We start from the raw sequence: 16,640 nt of genomic DNA, 5'->3' as shown, positions 1-16,640 counted from the left end.
CAATCTATATATTCCCTCGTTTCTCAAAATATTTCATAATAAAAAACTATCTGAAAAGATAAATTCTGCTTGCGAATTGGTATCGATCATGGCTATCATTTGCCTTGTAGAATAAATGAAACCTAGTTCCACATAATGGAACTTATAATAAAGCCAGTAAAAACTAAGCAAAGACAACCACACAGCAGGTGCGATATGGCGAATAAAGCAGGTGAAGATTATTCTTTGGCTCGAGTACCCCAAAGTGCTCGTAGACCGTTCTATGAAGTGTTAATTCTACGAATTGGTGCGCTAGCTTGTGTTTCACAAGTGATGTTAGGTGCAGCTCTTGGGTATGGGTTAACTTTTTGGCAGGCGTTTTGGGCAACAATGCTTGGCTCTGTAATTTTACAGGTTGTCAGCTGGGGGCTTGGAGCGGCTGCGTGCCGTGAAGGAATGTCGATCAGCCTACTGTCTCGGTGGGCGGGTTTTGGTAAGTTAGGCTCAGCTCTCATTGGTGGCGCGATTGCTATCTCCTTAATGGGCTGGTTTGGCGTCCAAAATGGTTTCTTTGCGGATGGAATGTATAAAGCGACTAATGTGCTAACACCAGGGACTTGGTCACTTATTACAGGTATTGCGGTGACGGTTATAACAGTATATGGGTATCGATTTTTATCTATTACTGCCAATATCTCAACGCCGCTATTTTTATTCGCGTTAGGCTGGGCGACATATAATTTATTATCAGGTCAAGATATTGGTACACTTATCAATGACACTGAACCCGCCGGGCCATTAATGACTATGCCTGCGGCCATCACAATGGTTGCTGGTGGTTTTATTATTGCAGCAGTAACAACACCCGATATCAGCCGCTTTATGAAAGGGCCTAAAGATGTGTTTTGGATGACTCTCATCGGCACATTTTTTGGTGAGCTACTGGTCAATATGATAGCGGTACTAATGGCATTATCATTACGTACAAGCCAAGTATTTGATTTAATGATGGCACTGACTGGCCTATTAGGTGCATCGATTGTTATCTTCTCGACAATAAAAATGAATGACATCAATCTGTATTCGTCATCTTTAGGTTTTTCAACACTGCTAAATGCCATCTTCAATAAGCGCTTTGACCGCCGCTATTTAACGTGGGTGATTGGTATCTTCGGCACAATTGCTTCAATGTTAGGGATCTTAGATAACTTTATTGGTTTCTTAATTTACTTAGGAATAGCCATCCCGCCTGTCGCAGGGATTATGGTTGTTGACTATTATTTATTGAAGCGTGATCGCAAAGAATTAGATATCACTCGAGAGCAAGGCATATTACCACCAAGCTGTGAAGCATATAACCCTGTTACCTTAGTTGTGTGGGTGATTGCCGTAGCTGTTGGATGGGGAACTTCGGAATTAGGTCCATTGCACGCTGACTATGGTATCCCTGCGCTTAACTCTTTGATTACTGGTGCAGTAGCCTATTGGATAGGCATGCGCTGGCAGGCGAAAGCGAAAGGTGTTGAAACGGTACACTTTCGCAAAGTCTCTCATTTAGATTAAGGATTAAACAATGTCAGGTACAAAAGTTAAAGTTGCTCTGGCTCAGTTTGATTCAGAACTAGGCAATAAAACCAATAACTTACAACGAATGGCACAGTTGTGCCAACAAGCCGCGGATTCAGGAGCAAAATTGATCTGTTTTCCTGAACTGGCGACAACAGGTTACCGTGGCGACTTACTGACCACTAAGTTGTGGGATTTAAGTGATTCTATCGGAAGTGAAACTTATACGCTATTTAGCGAGCTTGCTACTCGTCTAAATATCACTATTGTGAGCGGTTTTGTTGAGCGCGGTGAATATTTAGGCGATATATATAACTCTGTCGGTGTTTGGAACCCTGGATGCGAGGGTATCAGTGGTGTTTTCCGTAAAGTTCATGCTTTTGGACTAGAAAAACAGTGGTTTGGACGCGGTGATAGTTTCCCTGTGTTTGAAACACCGATTGGTAAAATCGGTATCATGATTTGTTATGACATGGGCTTTCCCGAAGTCGCACGAATTTTAACATTACAAGGTGCCGAATTGTTATTAGCTCCTTCAGCTTGGTGTGTTCAAGACCGAGATGTTTGGGATATTAACAGTGCATGTCGTGCATTAGAAAATGGAACTCACTTACTTGCAGTGAACCGTTGGGGTCATGAAGAAGATTTGCATTTATTTGGTGGTAGTAAGGTTTTAGGTCCTCGCGGCCAAGTACTTTGTGAAGCCAGCTGTGAAGGTGAGGCGCTATTAATTGGTGAGGTTGATTTTTTAAACCAAGCCCATACCCGCTTAAAAGTGCCTTATCTGAGAGATAGAAAGCCACAAAGCTACAGTGTATTAACCCAAGGTTTAGGGTCATGAGTATTTTATCTAGCGTTGTTGACGTTTACCAACTGTTCCTGCGTTCTGGAAATGAGCTGACTGTGACAACGTTGGTTAATGAATTAGGTATGCCTAAAAGCTCGGCTTCCCGCCTTTTAAAGCAAATGGCAGAGCTTGGGTTGCTAGAAAAGAAAAACAATGCACCGATATATCGGCCAGGTTTGCTGATTATGGAATTAGCGCATCGAGCTAGGGGAATGAATCCGTTAATCGATATGATGCTTGAAGCGCTTGATGAACTTGCGAAAGATAGCGGTTTTACCAGTTATGTGTCAGCACTTGACGATGATATGGTTCGTGTCGTTCATGCACGCTTTGGCAATAGCATGTTGCAAGTGATTACTCAACCGGGGACACGTTTACCTATACTGGGAACGTCAACGGGGCGTGCATTATTAGCAAGGTTACCGCTAAATGAGCGGTCAAAAATTATTGACCGTGAACCCAAAGAAGAGCGCGGTAAATTAGTTGAGCGTTTGGATTTAGTGGCTGAGCGCGGCTGGGAATTTTCGATGGATGAATCCGTTGCTGGAGTCGCTTCCATATCTAGCACGGTGTTCGACCCAGCGCAAAATACGTTATATGCCTTGTGTTTAAGTTTGCCTGCGACGCAAATGAATGATGAGGTTATGGCGCTGTTATCCAAGAGTCTTTGCCATAAAGCCGCTTATCTTGGTTGTATGGTGGGTGACCCATATTGGTTGCAAAAAAGCATAAATAAGTCATGAACTTATTTCGTGTCATAAAAGCAATCAGTAGTAAGAAGTAGGTAGTAGAAGTAATCAGTAAATTATAAATATTTATATTGTTAGTATTTTAAGTGCGTGAATACGCCTTCATCAGGAAAAGTGGAACCTCAATTACGTGAGGCTCCATCTAGAGCGAAATGAGGTTAACTCGCTATTTTATGCAAGTTAACCTCAAAGTAGCTCTTCACTCCCATAAAAAAAATTAAAGGAAGTACAATGAGTCTAAAACAAACTCTTTGCCTATATGAGCTAATCGATTGCGCTAGTGTTAAAGGTGAAGACATTGTTGCATTGTTCCAAGATTTCCCACACATTGAAGTCATGTCTAAAACGGTTAAGGATAACAAAGGGCAAAGCGATTTTGTTCGTATTCTTATTCCAGGAACACAAGGTAAATCACACCATAAAGATGCGCCAACGCTGGGGATCATCGGGCGGTTAGGCGGAATTGGTGCTAGGCCTTCTCGAATTGGTGTTGTCTCTGATGCAGACGGTGCGATTGCCGCACTTGCAGCAGCGCTTAAACTGGCACAAATGCATGAAAAGGGCGATCGGCTACTCGGCGATGTCGTGATCACGACACATATTTGCCCCAATGCGCCAACACGTCCGCATACACCTGTTGATTTCATGGACTCCCCCCTTGAAGATGCCACGATGAATCAACATGAAGCTATCCCTGAAGCGGATGCTATTTTGTCTGTAGATACCACAAAGGGAAATCGTTTACTCAATCATAAAGGGTATGCGCTGTCTCCAACGGTAAAAAATGGCTATATTTTACCTGTATCAGAGGATTTAATCCGTTTGATGGAGTGGAGCAGTGGCCAAAAAGCGGTGACATTCCCGTTGTCAATTCAAGATATCACGCCATATGGTAATGGCCTGCATCATATCAACAGTATATTACAACCTGCAGTATCTACATCTGCGCCTGTGGTTGGCGTCGCTATCTGCTCAGAAACGGTGGTGCCTGGTTGTTCTACAGGGGCTAGCCATGAGGTTGACATTGCAGCGACAGTGAAATTTATGATAGAAGTGGCTAAAGCATTCACAGGAAAGCAATGTGCGTTTTATGATGTTGAACAGTATGATTTATTAACGTCACTATATGGTGATATGTCGCACCTGCAAACCGCGGGCAATGGTGAAGTAAAGAAGTGATTAATTGATAAATAGTCACAGTTAATTATTAGTGTTGTCAGTATTACTAAAATAATTAACTGTGCTCTATTGCTGAGCTATTGATTTAATTCGGTAATGTTGTCTGGGACATCCTCAGTGTTAATAGGAACAATGAGGTCTGCATGATTACCTTTTGGGCCAATAGTCACACTAAATTGAACTTTCTGGCCAGCTTTTAGTGTCCTGTAACCGTCCATTTGAATACAGGAATAATGAGCAAAAATATCTTCTCCGCCATCAGCCGGGCAAATAAAACCAAAGCCTTTTGCGTTATTGAACCACTTAACGATACCCGTCTCCATATTTCATCCTTCAGATTTACCAATATTTGCGTTTAAAGTAATGTATAAAAAACACACAAAATAAGTATAAATACGATGTTATTTGTTCGTAAAATATACTGTAATAAATTGCCTTCTAAGGTCAAGAGGCGAGGTACAGGAATTAGTGGAAAGTGTTAAGAATTCGCTAATCAATAGCGCTCATTTTCTATAATATTTGATGTGGCTCACAGATTGCTAACCATGGAAGCAAAGGTGATTCCCATGGTACACTGTGACTTGAAACAATATAAACAAAAACAGCATGGTTACGAAATGGTATAGTTTTGTGGTGTTATCAATATGATTGATAGAAATCGTTGATAATAAAGACTATGCTTAAATTGAAGTTAAACACTGAGCAAGAAAGTAATGAGTGATTTTCTGGGCACATTTAAAACTGATGTCATTTTTAAAGATGAAATAGAACAAACCTTACAGCCACCTTCGATGTATAAGGTGCTATTAAATAATGACGATTACACTCCGATGGATTTTGTTGTCGAAGTGTTACAAAAATACTTTTCTTTTGATGAAGAACGCGCTACACAGATAATGTTAGATGTCCATATTCAAGGAAAGGGAGTTTGTGGAATTTTTACTGCAGAGGTTGCTGAAACAAAAGCGTCACAAGTCAATACTTTTGCTCGTGAACATGAGTACCCTTTGCTTTGCACTATAGAGAAAGTCTAATTTGGCTTAATATCAATTTTGGGAGGTGCTTATGCTCAATCAAGAACTGGAGCTTAGTTTAAACGTAGCTTTTACGAAAGCGAAAGACAGCCGCCATGAGTTTATGACTGTAGAGCACCTATTGCTAGCGCTACTGAGTAATATCTCTGCTCGCGAAGCTTTAGATGCTTGTAAGGTTGATCTTGTTGCATTACGTCAAGAACTTGAACACTTCATCGCGCAAACGACACCTTTGTTACCCGAAAATGATAGCAGAGACACCCAGCCTACGTTGAGTTTTCAGCGTGTATTACAGCGCGCCGTTTTTCATGTGCAATCATCTGGGCGTAACGAAGTTAGCGGCGCAAATGTATTAGTCGCAATTTTTAGTGAGCAAGAATCCCAAGCTGCGTACTTATTACGTAAACATGATGTTAGCCGTTTAGATGTGGTTAATTATATATCCCATGGCACGATAAAAGGCGAAGAGTCGCCATCAGAACAAGATATCCCCTCTAATAGCATGCAAAATGAAGAGCAGCCGGTCCCAGAAGACCATATGGACAACTTTACGACCAACTTGAACCAGCAGGCCAAGAAAGGGAATATCGACCCTCTAGTTGGACGTCAGGCTGAATTAGAGCGTACCATTCAAGTACTGTGTCGCCGTCGTAAAAATAACCCACTATTAGTTGGCGAGTCAGGTGTCGGTAAAACCGCGATTGCGGAAGGGCTAGCATGGCGTATTGAGCAAGATGATGTTCCTGACGTAATGAAAGGCTGCACAATTTATTCATTAGATATTGGCTCATTACTGGCGGGAACTAAATACCGTGGTGACTTTGAGAAACGCTTCAAAGCATTATTAAAAATGCTGGAAAAAGATCCGAAGAGTATTTTATTTATCGATGAAATACACACTATCATCGGTGCAGGGGCGGCCTCTGGTGGGCAAGTTGACGCGGCAAATTTAATTAAACCGTTGCTATCCAGTGGCCGAATTCGTGTTATTGGTTCTACAACATATCAAGAATTTGGCAGTATTTTTGAGAAAGACAGAGCATTGGCGCGTCGTTTCCAGAAAATTGATATTGTGGAACCAACTCCAGAAGAAACAATTCGCATCATCAATGGGTTAAAGCCTAAATACGAAGCGCATCATGATGTTCGGTATACCGCAAAGGCAATTCAAGCCGCGGTGGATTTATCTATTAAATATATCACTGATAGACATTTGCCTGATAAAGCCATTGATGTGATCGATGAAGCTGGTGCCCGAACGCGATTGGTTGCACCAAGTAAGCGTAAAAAAACCATTGGTGTACCCGAAATTGAAACTGTTGTGGCGCGTATCGCCCGCATTCCTGAAAAAACCGTTTCTTCAAGTGATAAAGACAAACTCAAGACACTCGACTCTCGTTTGAAAATGTTAGTGTTTGGGCAAGACAAAGCGATAGATTCGTTGTCTGAGGCAATTAAAATGAATCGGGCAGGTTTAGGGTTAGAAAATAAACCGGTGGGTTCTTTCTTGTTTGCAGGTCCGACGGGGGTGGGTAAAACGGAGGTCACTGTTCAGTTAGCCAAAGCGCTGGATATTAAATTATTACGTTTTGATATGTCCGAGTATATGGAGCGTCATACTGTTAGTCGTTTAATTGGGGCTCCTCCTGGCTATGTCGGCTTTGATCAAGGCGGTTTACTGACTGATGCAGTTATTAAACATCCTCACTCAGTGGTGCTGTTAGATGAAATCGAAAAAGCCCATCCTGATGTGTTTAATATCCTCTTACAGGTAATGGACCACGGTACTTTAACGGATAACAACGGCCGTAAAGCAGATTTTCGAAATGTTGTTGTGGTAATGACAACCAACGCAGGGGTACAAGAAACTCAGCGTCGTTCTATTGGTTTTGCTGAGCAAGATAATAGTACTGATGCGATGTCAGAAATCAAAAAGGCATTCTCACCAGAGTTTCGCAACCGCCTTGATGGTATCATTTGGTTTAACTCATTAACTCCGGAAATTATTACGCAAGTTGTTGATAAGTTCATTGTGGAATTACAAGTTCAACTTGATGAGAAAGGCGTATCAATTGAAGTTAGCGCGGCGGCTCGCCGTTGGTTATGTGAAAAAGGTTATGATAAAGCGATGGGTGCCCGACCTATGGCTCGCACCATTCAGGATAACCTGAAAAAACCATTAGCAAACGAGTTGCTATTTGGTTCACTAACGAATGGTGGCTCTGTAAGTATCGGGCTTGATGAAAAAAGTAACACACTGACATACAGCTTCAGTAGCGTGCACAAGGCCTCTCCGGAGGATGCGGTATTCTGACGAATAGACCACAGGTGTATCAATGCACCTGTGGTTGTCAGGCCTTGCCTGAAGCGAATATCAACGGCTACGGAAAATGATTCGGCCTTTGCTCAGGTCATAAGGTGTTAACTCTACAGTTACCTTGTCGCCTGTCAGGATGCGGATATAGTTTTTACGCATTTTTCCAGAAATATGAGCAGTCACCACGTGACCGTTTTCCAGTTCAACACGGAACATTGTGTTTGGCAGGGTATCTAAAACTGTGCCCTGCATTTCAATATTGTCTTCTTTGGCCATCTAATCCTCTAAGTTTAATAACCGTGATTTTTAACGGGCAAGATAATGCCCAAAAACCCGCACTAAGTAAAGAAGTGTCGCATTTTAACGCGATCTTTATTTTTAAGTGAAGGAATAAAATTAATGTAAAACCAAAATTCATTAATCGAAAATTGGCGGTATTTCAATCGATTGCGGTATCCAGCAGGCGGGGTCAATCGCTTTGTCACGCCACCGATAAAGAATATGTAAAAAATCCCTACGGGATATCTCTTTTGCGCCCATTGAGGCGGTATGGTGGTTAAGTACCTGACAATCAAAAAGTTGCCCATTATAGCGCAAAAAATGAAAATAGAACGTAATAAAAGCAAATTTGGATGCATCATTCATTCTACTGAACATAGATTCCCCACAAAATAGGTGCCCCATGTTCACACCATACAGGCCTCCAACGAGTTTATCGCCATACCAAGCTTCAATGGAATGAGCCATTCCTGCTTGGTGTAATGCCAAATACCCAGCTTGAACTTCGGGTAAAATCCATGTGCCTTCTTGGCGTACAGAACAAGCTTCAATAACTTGCTTGAATGCATGGTTAACGGTAATGCGATAAGTCTGCTTTTTTAATACTTTTTTCATTGACCGGCTAATATGAAGCTCACCAACCATGAGTACTGCTCTAGGGTCCGGAGACCACCATAAAGGCATCTCTCCAGGATTAAACCAAGGAAAGATACCATCATAATAAGCGGCTTGCAGCCTTTTTGATGAAAGATCTCCGCCAATCGCTAATAAACCATTGGGCTCCCGCATGGCTTCAGACACGGGAGGGAATAAATAGGAGTCGTCATCTAATTGATACATATACGCCTCAGAGCGGTTGCTGTGCCCAGTGGCGCTGGCGGAACTGATAATACTGGCCTTGCATGCCTAACAGCGCTTGATGAGTACCTTGTTCGATGATTTTACCATTATCCATCACACAAATGTTATCCATTTCCTCTAAGCCCTGCATGCGGTGAGTAATGACAATTAATGTTTTATCAGCACATTTTTCTTTGAGTAGTGCTAAAATCTGTTGTTCTGTATGCGCATCAAGCCCTTCCGTTGGCTCATCCATTAGAATTAATGGGGTATTATGTAACAAAGCACGGGCAATGCCTAAGCGGCGCTGTTCCCCACCTGAAAGCTGTCGACCGCCTTCTCCCATCCATGCATTAAGCTTTAATTCGTTTTCTAATAAATTGCCCAAGCCAACTTGTTGCAATACTTCATTTAATTCGATATCAGTCGCTTGTTCATTGGCGAGTAATAGATTATTGCGTAATGTATCACTAAAGACATGAACCCGTTGTGGCACAACAGACATCATATTGCGTAACGATTTTTCGCTAAATTCGTTAATAGGCGTGCCATTTAAGTAGATGGTTCCGCTATCAACATCCCAAGCACGAGTTAATAATTGAAGGAGCGTTGATTTACCGCAGCCAGTTTTACCTAATAAAGCAAGGTGTTGGCCTTTATTTAACGTTAAAGATACATTGTGAAGAACGGCAAATGGCTGCTCTGGATAGGTAAATGAAATATTGTCGACAGTCAGGCTTTCCAATGTTGCGATTGAAGGGCTTTCACTTGGGAAAGTTACCTCCGGTTTCGCGGTCATTAATTGAGAAACGCGAGTAGCAGACGCAATCACTTGCCCCATATGTTGGAAGGCTACCGCAACTGGGCCTAGTGCTTCGAAAGCAGCCAGCGCACAGAAAACAAACAAAGCAATGAGTGCACCTGGTTTGGTATCCCCTCCCACATGGTCGGCAGCCATCCAAAGAAGTAGTGTCGCAGTCACACCAGAGGCAAATAAAATAATGGCTTGAGATAGCCCGGTAAGTGCCGCTTGCTGTTGTTGGCGTATTTGCCATTTGTTTTCAATATTAAGCAAGTTTTGGCGAAAACGGTCAGTGGCACCAAACAATGTTAGCTCAGCTTGCCCTTGCAGTGCAGAGGTTAAAATAGTGCGATAACTTCCACGTAATTCGGTTAGTTCACGGCCGATGGGTTTGCCAGCACGATAAAATATAAATGGCATGGTAAACAGTAAAAACAGCATGATGCCACCCAGTGTCCACGCAAGACGAGGGTCGAGGTAACTTAAACCAAAAATAAGGACAAAGGTAACAAAAAATGCAGTAATGATCGGTGATAAAACGCGTAAATAGAGATGATCTAGGGTTTCTACGTCAGCGACGAGGCGATTGAGTAACTCCCCTTGACGGAAACGGCTGATACCTCCCGGTGAAAGGGGTAATACTTTACTAAAAGCAAAAACCCGTAAATGGGCAAGTACCTTAAAGGTGGCATCGTGGCTAACTAGGCGTTCTCCATAACGGCCAGCGGTACGAAAAATAGCGGCGCCACGGACACCCGCAGCAGGTAACATGTAATTAAAATAGTAAAGACCCGGAAAACCAGCAATTGCGGTTCCGGCTAAAAACCAACCGGAAAGGGTAAGTAAACCAATACTCGCCAGTAAGGTCACAATCGCTAAGATGATACCTAATGTAATTAAAAACCAATGGCGGCGGTAAAGGGCTAAGAAAGGTAATAAAATTTTCATTATCAAAGCTCCTCACTGCGATGGGCAAGTAACTGGGCAAAAGCGCCTTCTGATTGACTTAGTTGTGTGTAATTACCTTGCTGAATGATTTGACCATTAGCCATTACCCAAATTTGGTCATAATCAAGGGTTTCTTCCAGCAAATGGGTGACTAAAAGGGTTGTTTGCTGACTTGATAGCTGGTTAAGTGTTTGCATAACACGTTGCTCACTGTGGGAGTCTAAGCTCGCAGCGGGCTCATCTAGAAGTAGCATACGAGAAGGTTTCAACAGGGTTCGTGCAACGGCAACACGCTGAGCCTGCCCGACCGAAAGGCGGGCGGCATAGTCACCTAATTTGGTATTTAGACCGTCAGGCAAATGGGCTAAGAATTCGGAAACATATGCATTATCAATAGCCTGTTGAATTTCTGCCTCTGTAGCATTTGGCTTGCCTAAACAGATGTTTTCAACCAGTGTTTGCTCTGGAAGGTGAGGGTTTTGCCCAACCCAGCCAAGTAATTCACGCCATTTATCAGGACATAATTCACGAAGTTCAACACCATTTACGGTGATGGAGCCGCGATAAGGCAAAAAGCCTAACAATAAATTGAGTAATGAGCTTTTCCCTGCGCCACTTTGACCAACAATCGCAATACGTTGTTGTGGTTCAATATTGAAATCTAATGGCCCAGCAAGGCGCACTCCATCATGGGATAAAATTTCTAATTGTTTAGCCTGAATATAGATAGCATCATCGCTTAGTGTTTGGGTTCCTTGTTGAGTGTTTTGTTCCCCATCACTGTTTAACAATGTTTCGAGTGTTTCAGCGGCACCAACAGCTTGTGCTTTGGCGTGGTAGTATGTGCCAAGATCTCGTAGTGGTTGGAAAAACTCTGGAGACAGTATCAAGGCAAGAAAACCTGCAAATAGCGTGACAGGTAAACCGTAGCTACCAAAATTCATTTCACCTAGGTAAGAAAAACCAAAATAGACGGCAACAACAGCAATAGAAATCGATGCAAAAAACTCAAGTACACCGGAAGACAAAAATGCCATTCTTAGTACTTCCATCGTTCTGGAACGAAAATCCTCTGTTGATTCGCGAATTTGCTTAATTTCTGCCTTTTCACGAAAAAATAACCGTAAGGTATCAAGGCCTCGTAATCTATCGAGAAAACTACCGCTTAAACGACCTAATGCAATAAAATTACGGCGGTTAGCGTCCGCAGCACCTAAGCCGACTAATGCCATAAAAATAGGAATTAGCGGGGCAGTGACGAATAAAATAAGTGCAGCAGCCCAGTTAAATGGGAAAATAGCAATCAGGATCATAATGGGGATGATCCCCGCTAAATACATTTGTGGAAGATAGCGTGAATAGTAGTCTTGCATGTCTTCAATTTGTTCAAGAATAATCGTGGCCCAGCTACCCGCAGGCTTACCTTTAACCCATACAGGGCCGAGCTCTTGAAGTTTATCGAGTACCATGGTGCGTATTTCTTGGCGCACCACTTGGCCACAACGAAAGCCAACACGTTCTCGTATATAGGTGACAATTGCACGTAAGATGAAAACGCAAATCAGAAGAATAAAGGGAGTTAATAGCTGTTCTCGAGGAACGTTATCCATAATCAATGCTTGTAAGATAACAGCTAAGAACCAGGCTTGAGCAATAATCAGTAATCCGCTCAAAATACCTAGTAACATAGAGATCCGCAACCAGCGCTTGGCAGGGGCACTGTATTGTTTTAACCAACGTACCAATTCAGTCTGTCTTGATTTATCCATAATGATTTAGTTAGCAGGTGTAGTTTTAATGTCATTGAGTATAGTTAGGAAATACCAACCTAACGTTGCTTTTACCATGCGCTATATTACAGTTGGACTATTTTATACCGCATGAGAACGATAATTTTTTGATCTGGTAACGCAATTGGTGGTTATAAGAAAATCTGCGTTTTTGATCTTACCCATAAATTCGGGTACTAGGGTACATCATAACAGCTTCACCACGATATGTTACATAATAAAAGTGGGTTATTTACGGTGAGTTGTATTTTGTTATTAAATTGTTTTATAAAGGTAAGTTTAATATTTCAGTAAAGTTTGGGATGTAATAATCTTGAGATGTTACTGTATTTTTACGTAATGAAAAGGTGGCTTAACAAAGAAATGTTAAGTCACCTGCATTTTTAATTAGTATTAAGAAGTGGGGTCTATCATTAACCATTCTTTGGGTTTTAATTTAAAATTTCCTTTTAATAAATTATCCCAAGCCTGAGCTTTTTCTTGCATGGTATTAAATGTGCGAGTTTGCGTATCCATTAACTCCCAGCTCTGTTCCGTTTGTTGCCATATATTGCAATCAATACTCGAACTACTTGGGTAGGAATAGCACATAACCACATCATTTTGGTTGTTTTGGTTTACATCGGCCATAAAGCCTACACATGGGTATGGGTCGTATTGTGAAGTGCAATACCACGCACTGCTAAGGTTTTCTCCGAGATCGAACCAGTTGTCTGGTATTGTAGGGCTATTTTTAGCTTGAATTAATACTGATTTAAGCGGCTTACGCTGTTCTTCTTCATAAGGGCTAGTTTGGAATAGTTTTTGATATTCAGGGTTGTTGTTGAGTTGCTCAAAAGCCTGTTGCCCCTTTTCACCTAATTGTTTTAAGTCATAAGCAAGCGAACTATTGACTTTAATTTTGCCATTTTCAACGCCAGCAAGAATACTGTTTAGTGTGATGCGTTTAAAATCAGCAATAGGGCTGTTAATGACCAATATAATGGCAATTAGAGACAAAATTCCCGCTTTATTGATAAACCCTAAATAGGACATCCAAGCTGATCTTTTATAAATAATGGCAATACTGTAAGCAAAAACCAATACAAATAGAAATAAGGCAATAGTAAATGCATACAGGCGTTCAACGCTCCAACTATACTGGTTTACTCGTACCAGAATGCCATAGAGGGAAAGCACTGAAAATGCATTGAGTAGAATAATGCTAACTAAGACAAAACCATTTAGACCTGTACGGTATTGATATTGGCTAGTGCCATCACCATACACAAAATTGATGAAAATGAGGTTTAAAATTAAAAACCATAGCATCACCGCGGAGCCTAAATTCGTGGAGCTTAAACCTGAAAAGTAGGAAACAACAAAACCAACTAAGAAAATAACGGCAACAATATTTAAGAGGGGTAAGAAAAAACGAGCAATAAAGCTAGCAAAATTACTGAGCTGTACATTTAGTGTTGCCCGTAAAAAAACTAAACTCACGTTGAAGCCAAGTGCAAAGCTCACCCAGTAGATAACGTCGTTATCAAGAGCTTCACTCAAAAAATTAAGGTTAACAATATCAAATAGGAAACTGGCTATTTTTATGATTAGAGTTAGCAACCCACCGATAGCAGCAGCTAGAACACCTAAAAAGGTATTTTTAATATATAGCCCCATTAAGCAACCGTAATCGATTTTCCATGTTCTTGTTACTTGCCACAGTTGCATCCAAGGAAGCATAAAAAAGAACAGGACGGTTAGGGTGATAAAGGCGAAGAATGGGTCTGTATCTGCAGGATTTTTAAAGTCTTGGGCATGCCAGTAATTGAGCCAGAAAATTAACCCAATAATAACGACGATGTTGAGATAAAAAATACCGGATTTTGCATTGGTAATTAGGTAACTTATTGCTGAAGGAACAAAAATAGCGAGCAAAATAGGCAGATATAGAGTGGTCGTGCTTAATTGGCTTTCTATACGGATGGCGTAATCAGTGGTGGCAGTGATGACGATGCCTTGCATCACGGCAAGTATGACAATAATAAAATAAGAATAACCGCGAATGGCATCACGTTCTAATTGTTGCCCCATACCTACACCTATATTCGTAAATGTTATGTAAAAACAGTATAGGGAGTATTCGAGAAGTACAATATAAACTTGCTCTTAAAAATATATGTAAAACCAATAGTTAAGATGGGTAATATCAGTAACAAAAAAGGCTTCAATTGAATAAACATTGAAGCCTATTTAAATCACAATAATTTATTGATTATTTAGATGCTAAGCCATCAAGATAACGCTCTGCATCTAAGGCGGCCATACAGCCTGTGCCCGCAGAGGTAATGGCTTGACGGTAGATGTGGTCCATGACATCACCGGCAGCGAACACACCTTCAACAGAGGTTTGGGTCGCATTACCTTGGGTGCCTGATTGCACTTTAATATAACCGTTGTCTAAATCGAGTTGACCTTCAAAAATGCCCGTATTTGGACTGTGGCCGATGGCAATAAATGCGCCCATAACAGGGATATCTTCTGTTGCGTGTGTTTTAGTACACTCTAAGCGCACACCTGTAACCCCCATGTCATCACCTAAGACTTCATTTAATGTACGGTCGGTATGCAGGATAATATTACCGTTTTCAACTTTATCCATTAAACGGTTAATAAGGATTTTTTCTGCACGGAAGCTATCACGGCGATGAATTAAATGGACTTCTGATGCAATATTAGAAAGGTACAGCGCTTCTTCTACCGCGGTGTTTCCACCACCAACGACAGCCACTTTTTGATTACGATAGAAGAAACCATCACAGGTTGCACAAGCTGAAACGCCACGGCCTTTGAACGCTTCTTCTGAAGGCAGACCGATATAACGTGCGGAAGCGCCTGTCGCAATAATTAAAGCGTCACAGGTATATTCATTTTCATCGCCAATTAAACGGAAAGGACGTTGTTTTAAGTCCACTTTTTGGATATGGTCAGAAATGATTTCAGTATCAAATTTTGACGCGTGCTCATGCATGCGTTCCATAAGCCCTGGACCGGTTAATCCTTCTGGGTCACCAGGCCAGTTTTCAACTTCAGTTGTGGTGGTCAATTGACCGCCTTTTTCCACCCCAGTAATCAATGCTGGGTTTAAGTTTGCACGTGCAGCATAGACAGCCGCAGTATAGCCAGCTGGGCCAGAACCAAGAATGATTAACTTGCGATGTGTTGTTGTGCTCATGAATTCCTCTTTAATCTAAAAAGCATTTATCAGATTGTAGGAGAAATAAGAGGCTAACAAAAGTGGTTTAAGTGCGACTTAGTTTCATTTGGCTTATTTCATTAATAGGTAAAACCGACAAAATGTAAAAAAGTGTGACAAAAAGTTGCTTGTGTCACGCATCACAATTTTTAGGAATTATCTTGAATTAAGGCTGCGAAACGTTTTACTGGAAAAAAAAGCGAAATCTTGTACTGATTTTTATTCATTTGCTTTGACAATCGGCTGCGCATTTGCGAAAACATCAGTGTAAGAGTTAATTATCTAGCGGATCAATGGAAATGGCGCATTTTTGTTCTCACTGGAAAATTAACTTTACACTACTTACAAATTTAAAATACAAGTAAAAATTGTGGGTGATAATTACATTCACACTAACTTCAGCATTACGAACAAAATTTGCTCCTGAACACGAATTCCTAAATAAAAAAGGTGGTGGCTAAGGTGCTTATTTTTAGATGTAGAAAATAACAATTAGAGAAAGAGAGATAAAGAGATGATTGACAATAAAAAGCGTCCAGGCAAAGACCTTGACCGTATCGACAGGAATATATTAAACGAGCTACAAAAAGACGGGCGAATTTCTAACGTAGAATTATCTAAACGAGTTGGTTTATCCCCAACACCTTGTTTAGAGCGTGTGCGTCGTCTTGAGAGACAAGGATTTATCTCTGGCTATACGGCGTTATTAAACCCACATTACTTAGATGCATCTTTACTCGTGTTTGTTGAAATTACACTCAACCGCGGTGCAGCTGATGTGTTTGAGCAATTCAATACTGCAGTTCAAAAATTGGAAGAAATTCAGGAATGTCACTTGGTTTCTGGTGACTTTGACTACCTGTTGAAAACGCGTGTGCCAGATATGTCCGCATATCGTAAACTATTAGGTGAAACTCTGTTACGTTTACCAGGTGTAAACGACACTCGCACCTATGTAGTTATGGAAGAAGTTAAACAAAGCAATCGCTTAGTGATCAAAACTCGCTAATCAGAGCTTTTTAACCTCGCTTCAGCACAGCATTTCAGCTTTGTTGCCGCACTGCAGTTTCAACGC

The 16,640-nt window shown here is 41.3% G+C and carries 14 protein-coding genes; 7 read left to right on the top strand and 7 right to left on the bottom strand.

Translation table 11 applies throughout. From position 1 onward, the window contains the following. The first annotated feature begins 195 nt into the window (after positions 1 to 195). The 4 genes from FVA69_RS14815 (at position 196) to FVA69_RS14800 (ending at position 4,320) form a co-directional block, all read left to right on the top strand. Entirely contained in the window at positions 196 to 1,542 is a 1,347-nt protein-coding gene (locus FVA69_RS14815; protein ID WP_004909397.1) for a purine-cytosine permease family protein, read from the top strand. A gap of 10 nt (positions 1,543 to 1,552) precedes the next feature. After that, positions 1,553 to 2,386, top strand: a complete 834-nt coding sequence (locus FVA69_RS14810) for a nitrilase-related carbon-nitrogen hydrolase (protein ID WP_109911021.1) — start codon at positions 1,553 to 1,555, stop codon at positions 2,384 to 2,386. Beyond that, a complete protein-coding gene (locus FVA69_RS14805) occupies positions 2,383 to 3,135 on the top strand; it encodes an IclR family transcriptional regulator (protein WP_109911022.1) in 753 nt (250 codons plus the stop codon). The genes FVA69_RS14810 and FVA69_RS14805 overlap by 4 nt, the downstream gene beginning before the upstream one ends. Before the next feature lie 237 nt (positions 3,136 to 3,372). After that, positions 3,373 to 4,320 carry a DUF1177 domain-containing protein gene (locus FVA69_RS14800; protein ID WP_164529058.1) on the top strand — a complete coding sequence of 316 codons (948 nt, stop codon included), beginning with the start codon at positions 3,373 to 3,375 and terminating at the stop codon, positions 4,318 to 4,320. A gap of 77 nt (positions 4,321 to 4,397) precedes the next feature. Here the strand turns inward: FVA69_RS14800 and cspD are convergent, their stop codons facing one another. Beyond that, positions 4,398 to 4,643, bottom strand: coding sequence for a cold shock domain-containing protein CspD (gene cspD / locus FVA69_RS14795; protein WP_004909408.1), 246 nt, complete (start codon positions 4,641 to 4,643; stop codon positions 4,398 to 4,400). 390 nt (positions 4,644 to 5,033) lie between these two features. On the opposite strand from cspD, the gene clpS reads away from it, so the two are divergent. Further along, positions 5,034 to 5,354 (top strand): ATP-dependent Clp protease adapter ClpS, encoded by a 321-nt coding sequence (gene clpS / locus FVA69_RS14790; RefSeq protein ID WP_004909410.1) that lies wholly within the window; start codon positions 5,034 to 5,036, stop codon positions 5,352 to 5,354. A 31-nt stretch (positions 5,355 to 5,385) separates the two neighbouring features. Further along, positions 5,386 to 7,668: an ATP-dependent Clp protease ATP-binding subunit ClpA gene (clpA, locus tag FVA69_RS14785; RefSeq protein WP_109911024.1), complete on the top strand. Its 2,283-nt coding sequence runs from the start codon at positions 5,386 to 5,388 to the stop codon at positions 7,666 to 7,668. 60 nt (positions 7,669 to 7,728) lie between these two features. Here clpA and infA read toward each other — a convergent pair whose 3' ends face one another. From infA to trxB, 6 genes are all read right to left on the bottom strand, one after another. After that, positions 7,729 to 7,947: a translation initiation factor IF-1 gene (gene infA / locus FVA69_RS14780; RefSeq protein ID WP_004244560.1), complete on the bottom strand. Its 219-nt coding sequence runs from the start codon at positions 7,945 to 7,947 to the stop codon at positions 7,729 to 7,731. A 141-nt stretch (positions 7,948 to 8,088) separates the two neighbouring features. Next, positions 8,089 to 8,790: a leucyl/phenylalanyl-tRNA--protein transferase gene (gene aat / locus FVA69_RS14775; RefSeq protein WP_004256353.1), complete on the bottom strand. Its 702-nt coding sequence runs from the start codon at positions 8,788 to 8,790 to the stop codon at positions 8,089 to 8,091. Between the two features lie 7 nt (positions 8,791 to 8,797). Beyond that, positions 8,798 to 10,540 carry a heme ABC transporter ATP-binding protein/permease CydC gene (gene cydC / locus FVA69_RS14770; RefSeq protein WP_004909441.1) on the bottom strand — a complete coding sequence of 581 codons (1,743 nt, stop codon included), beginning with the start codon at positions 10,538 to 10,540 and terminating at the stop codon, positions 8,798 to 8,800. A 2-nt stretch (positions 10,541 to 10,542) separates the two neighbouring features. Beyond that, positions 10,543 to 12,309, bottom strand: a complete 1,767-nt coding sequence (gene cydD / locus FVA69_RS14765) for a heme ABC transporter permease/ATP-binding protein CydD (protein WP_123382120.1) — start codon at positions 12,307 to 12,309, stop codon at positions 10,543 to 10,545. Positions 12,310 to 12,723: 414 nt separating this feature from the next. Further along, on the bottom strand, positions 12,724 to 14,403 hold the full coding sequence (locus FVA69_RS14760; protein WP_164529057.1) for a DUF7057 domain-containing protein: 1,680 nt from the start codon (positions 14,401 to 14,403) through the stop codon (positions 12,724 to 12,726). A gap of 181 nt (positions 14,404 to 14,584) precedes the next feature. Continuing rightward, positions 14,585 to 15,544, bottom strand: a complete 960-nt coding sequence (gene trxB / locus FVA69_RS14755; protein WP_109911028.1) for a thioredoxin-disulfide reductase — start codon at positions 15,542 to 15,544, stop codon at positions 14,585 to 14,587. Between the two features lie 535 nt (positions 15,545 to 16,079). Between trxB and lrp the strand changes: the two genes are divergently transcribed. Beyond that, positions 16,080 to 16,574 (top strand): leucine-responsive transcriptional regulator Lrp, encoded by a 495-nt coding sequence (lrp, locus tag FVA69_RS14750; RefSeq protein ID WP_004256338.1) that lies wholly within the window; start codon positions 16,080 to 16,082, stop codon positions 16,572 to 16,574. The last annotated feature ends 66 nt before the right edge of the window (positions 16,575 to 16,640 follow it).

It is taken from the genome of Providencia sp. PROV004 (genome assembly GCF_011045615.1).
Classification (GTDB): domain Bacteria; phylum Pseudomonadota; class Gammaproteobacteria; order Enterobacterales; family Enterobacteriaceae; genus Providencia; species Providencia rettgeri.
The sequence above is the reverse complement of the archived record's forward strand: the minus strand, read 5'-3'. Positions and strand labels throughout refer to the sequence as shown.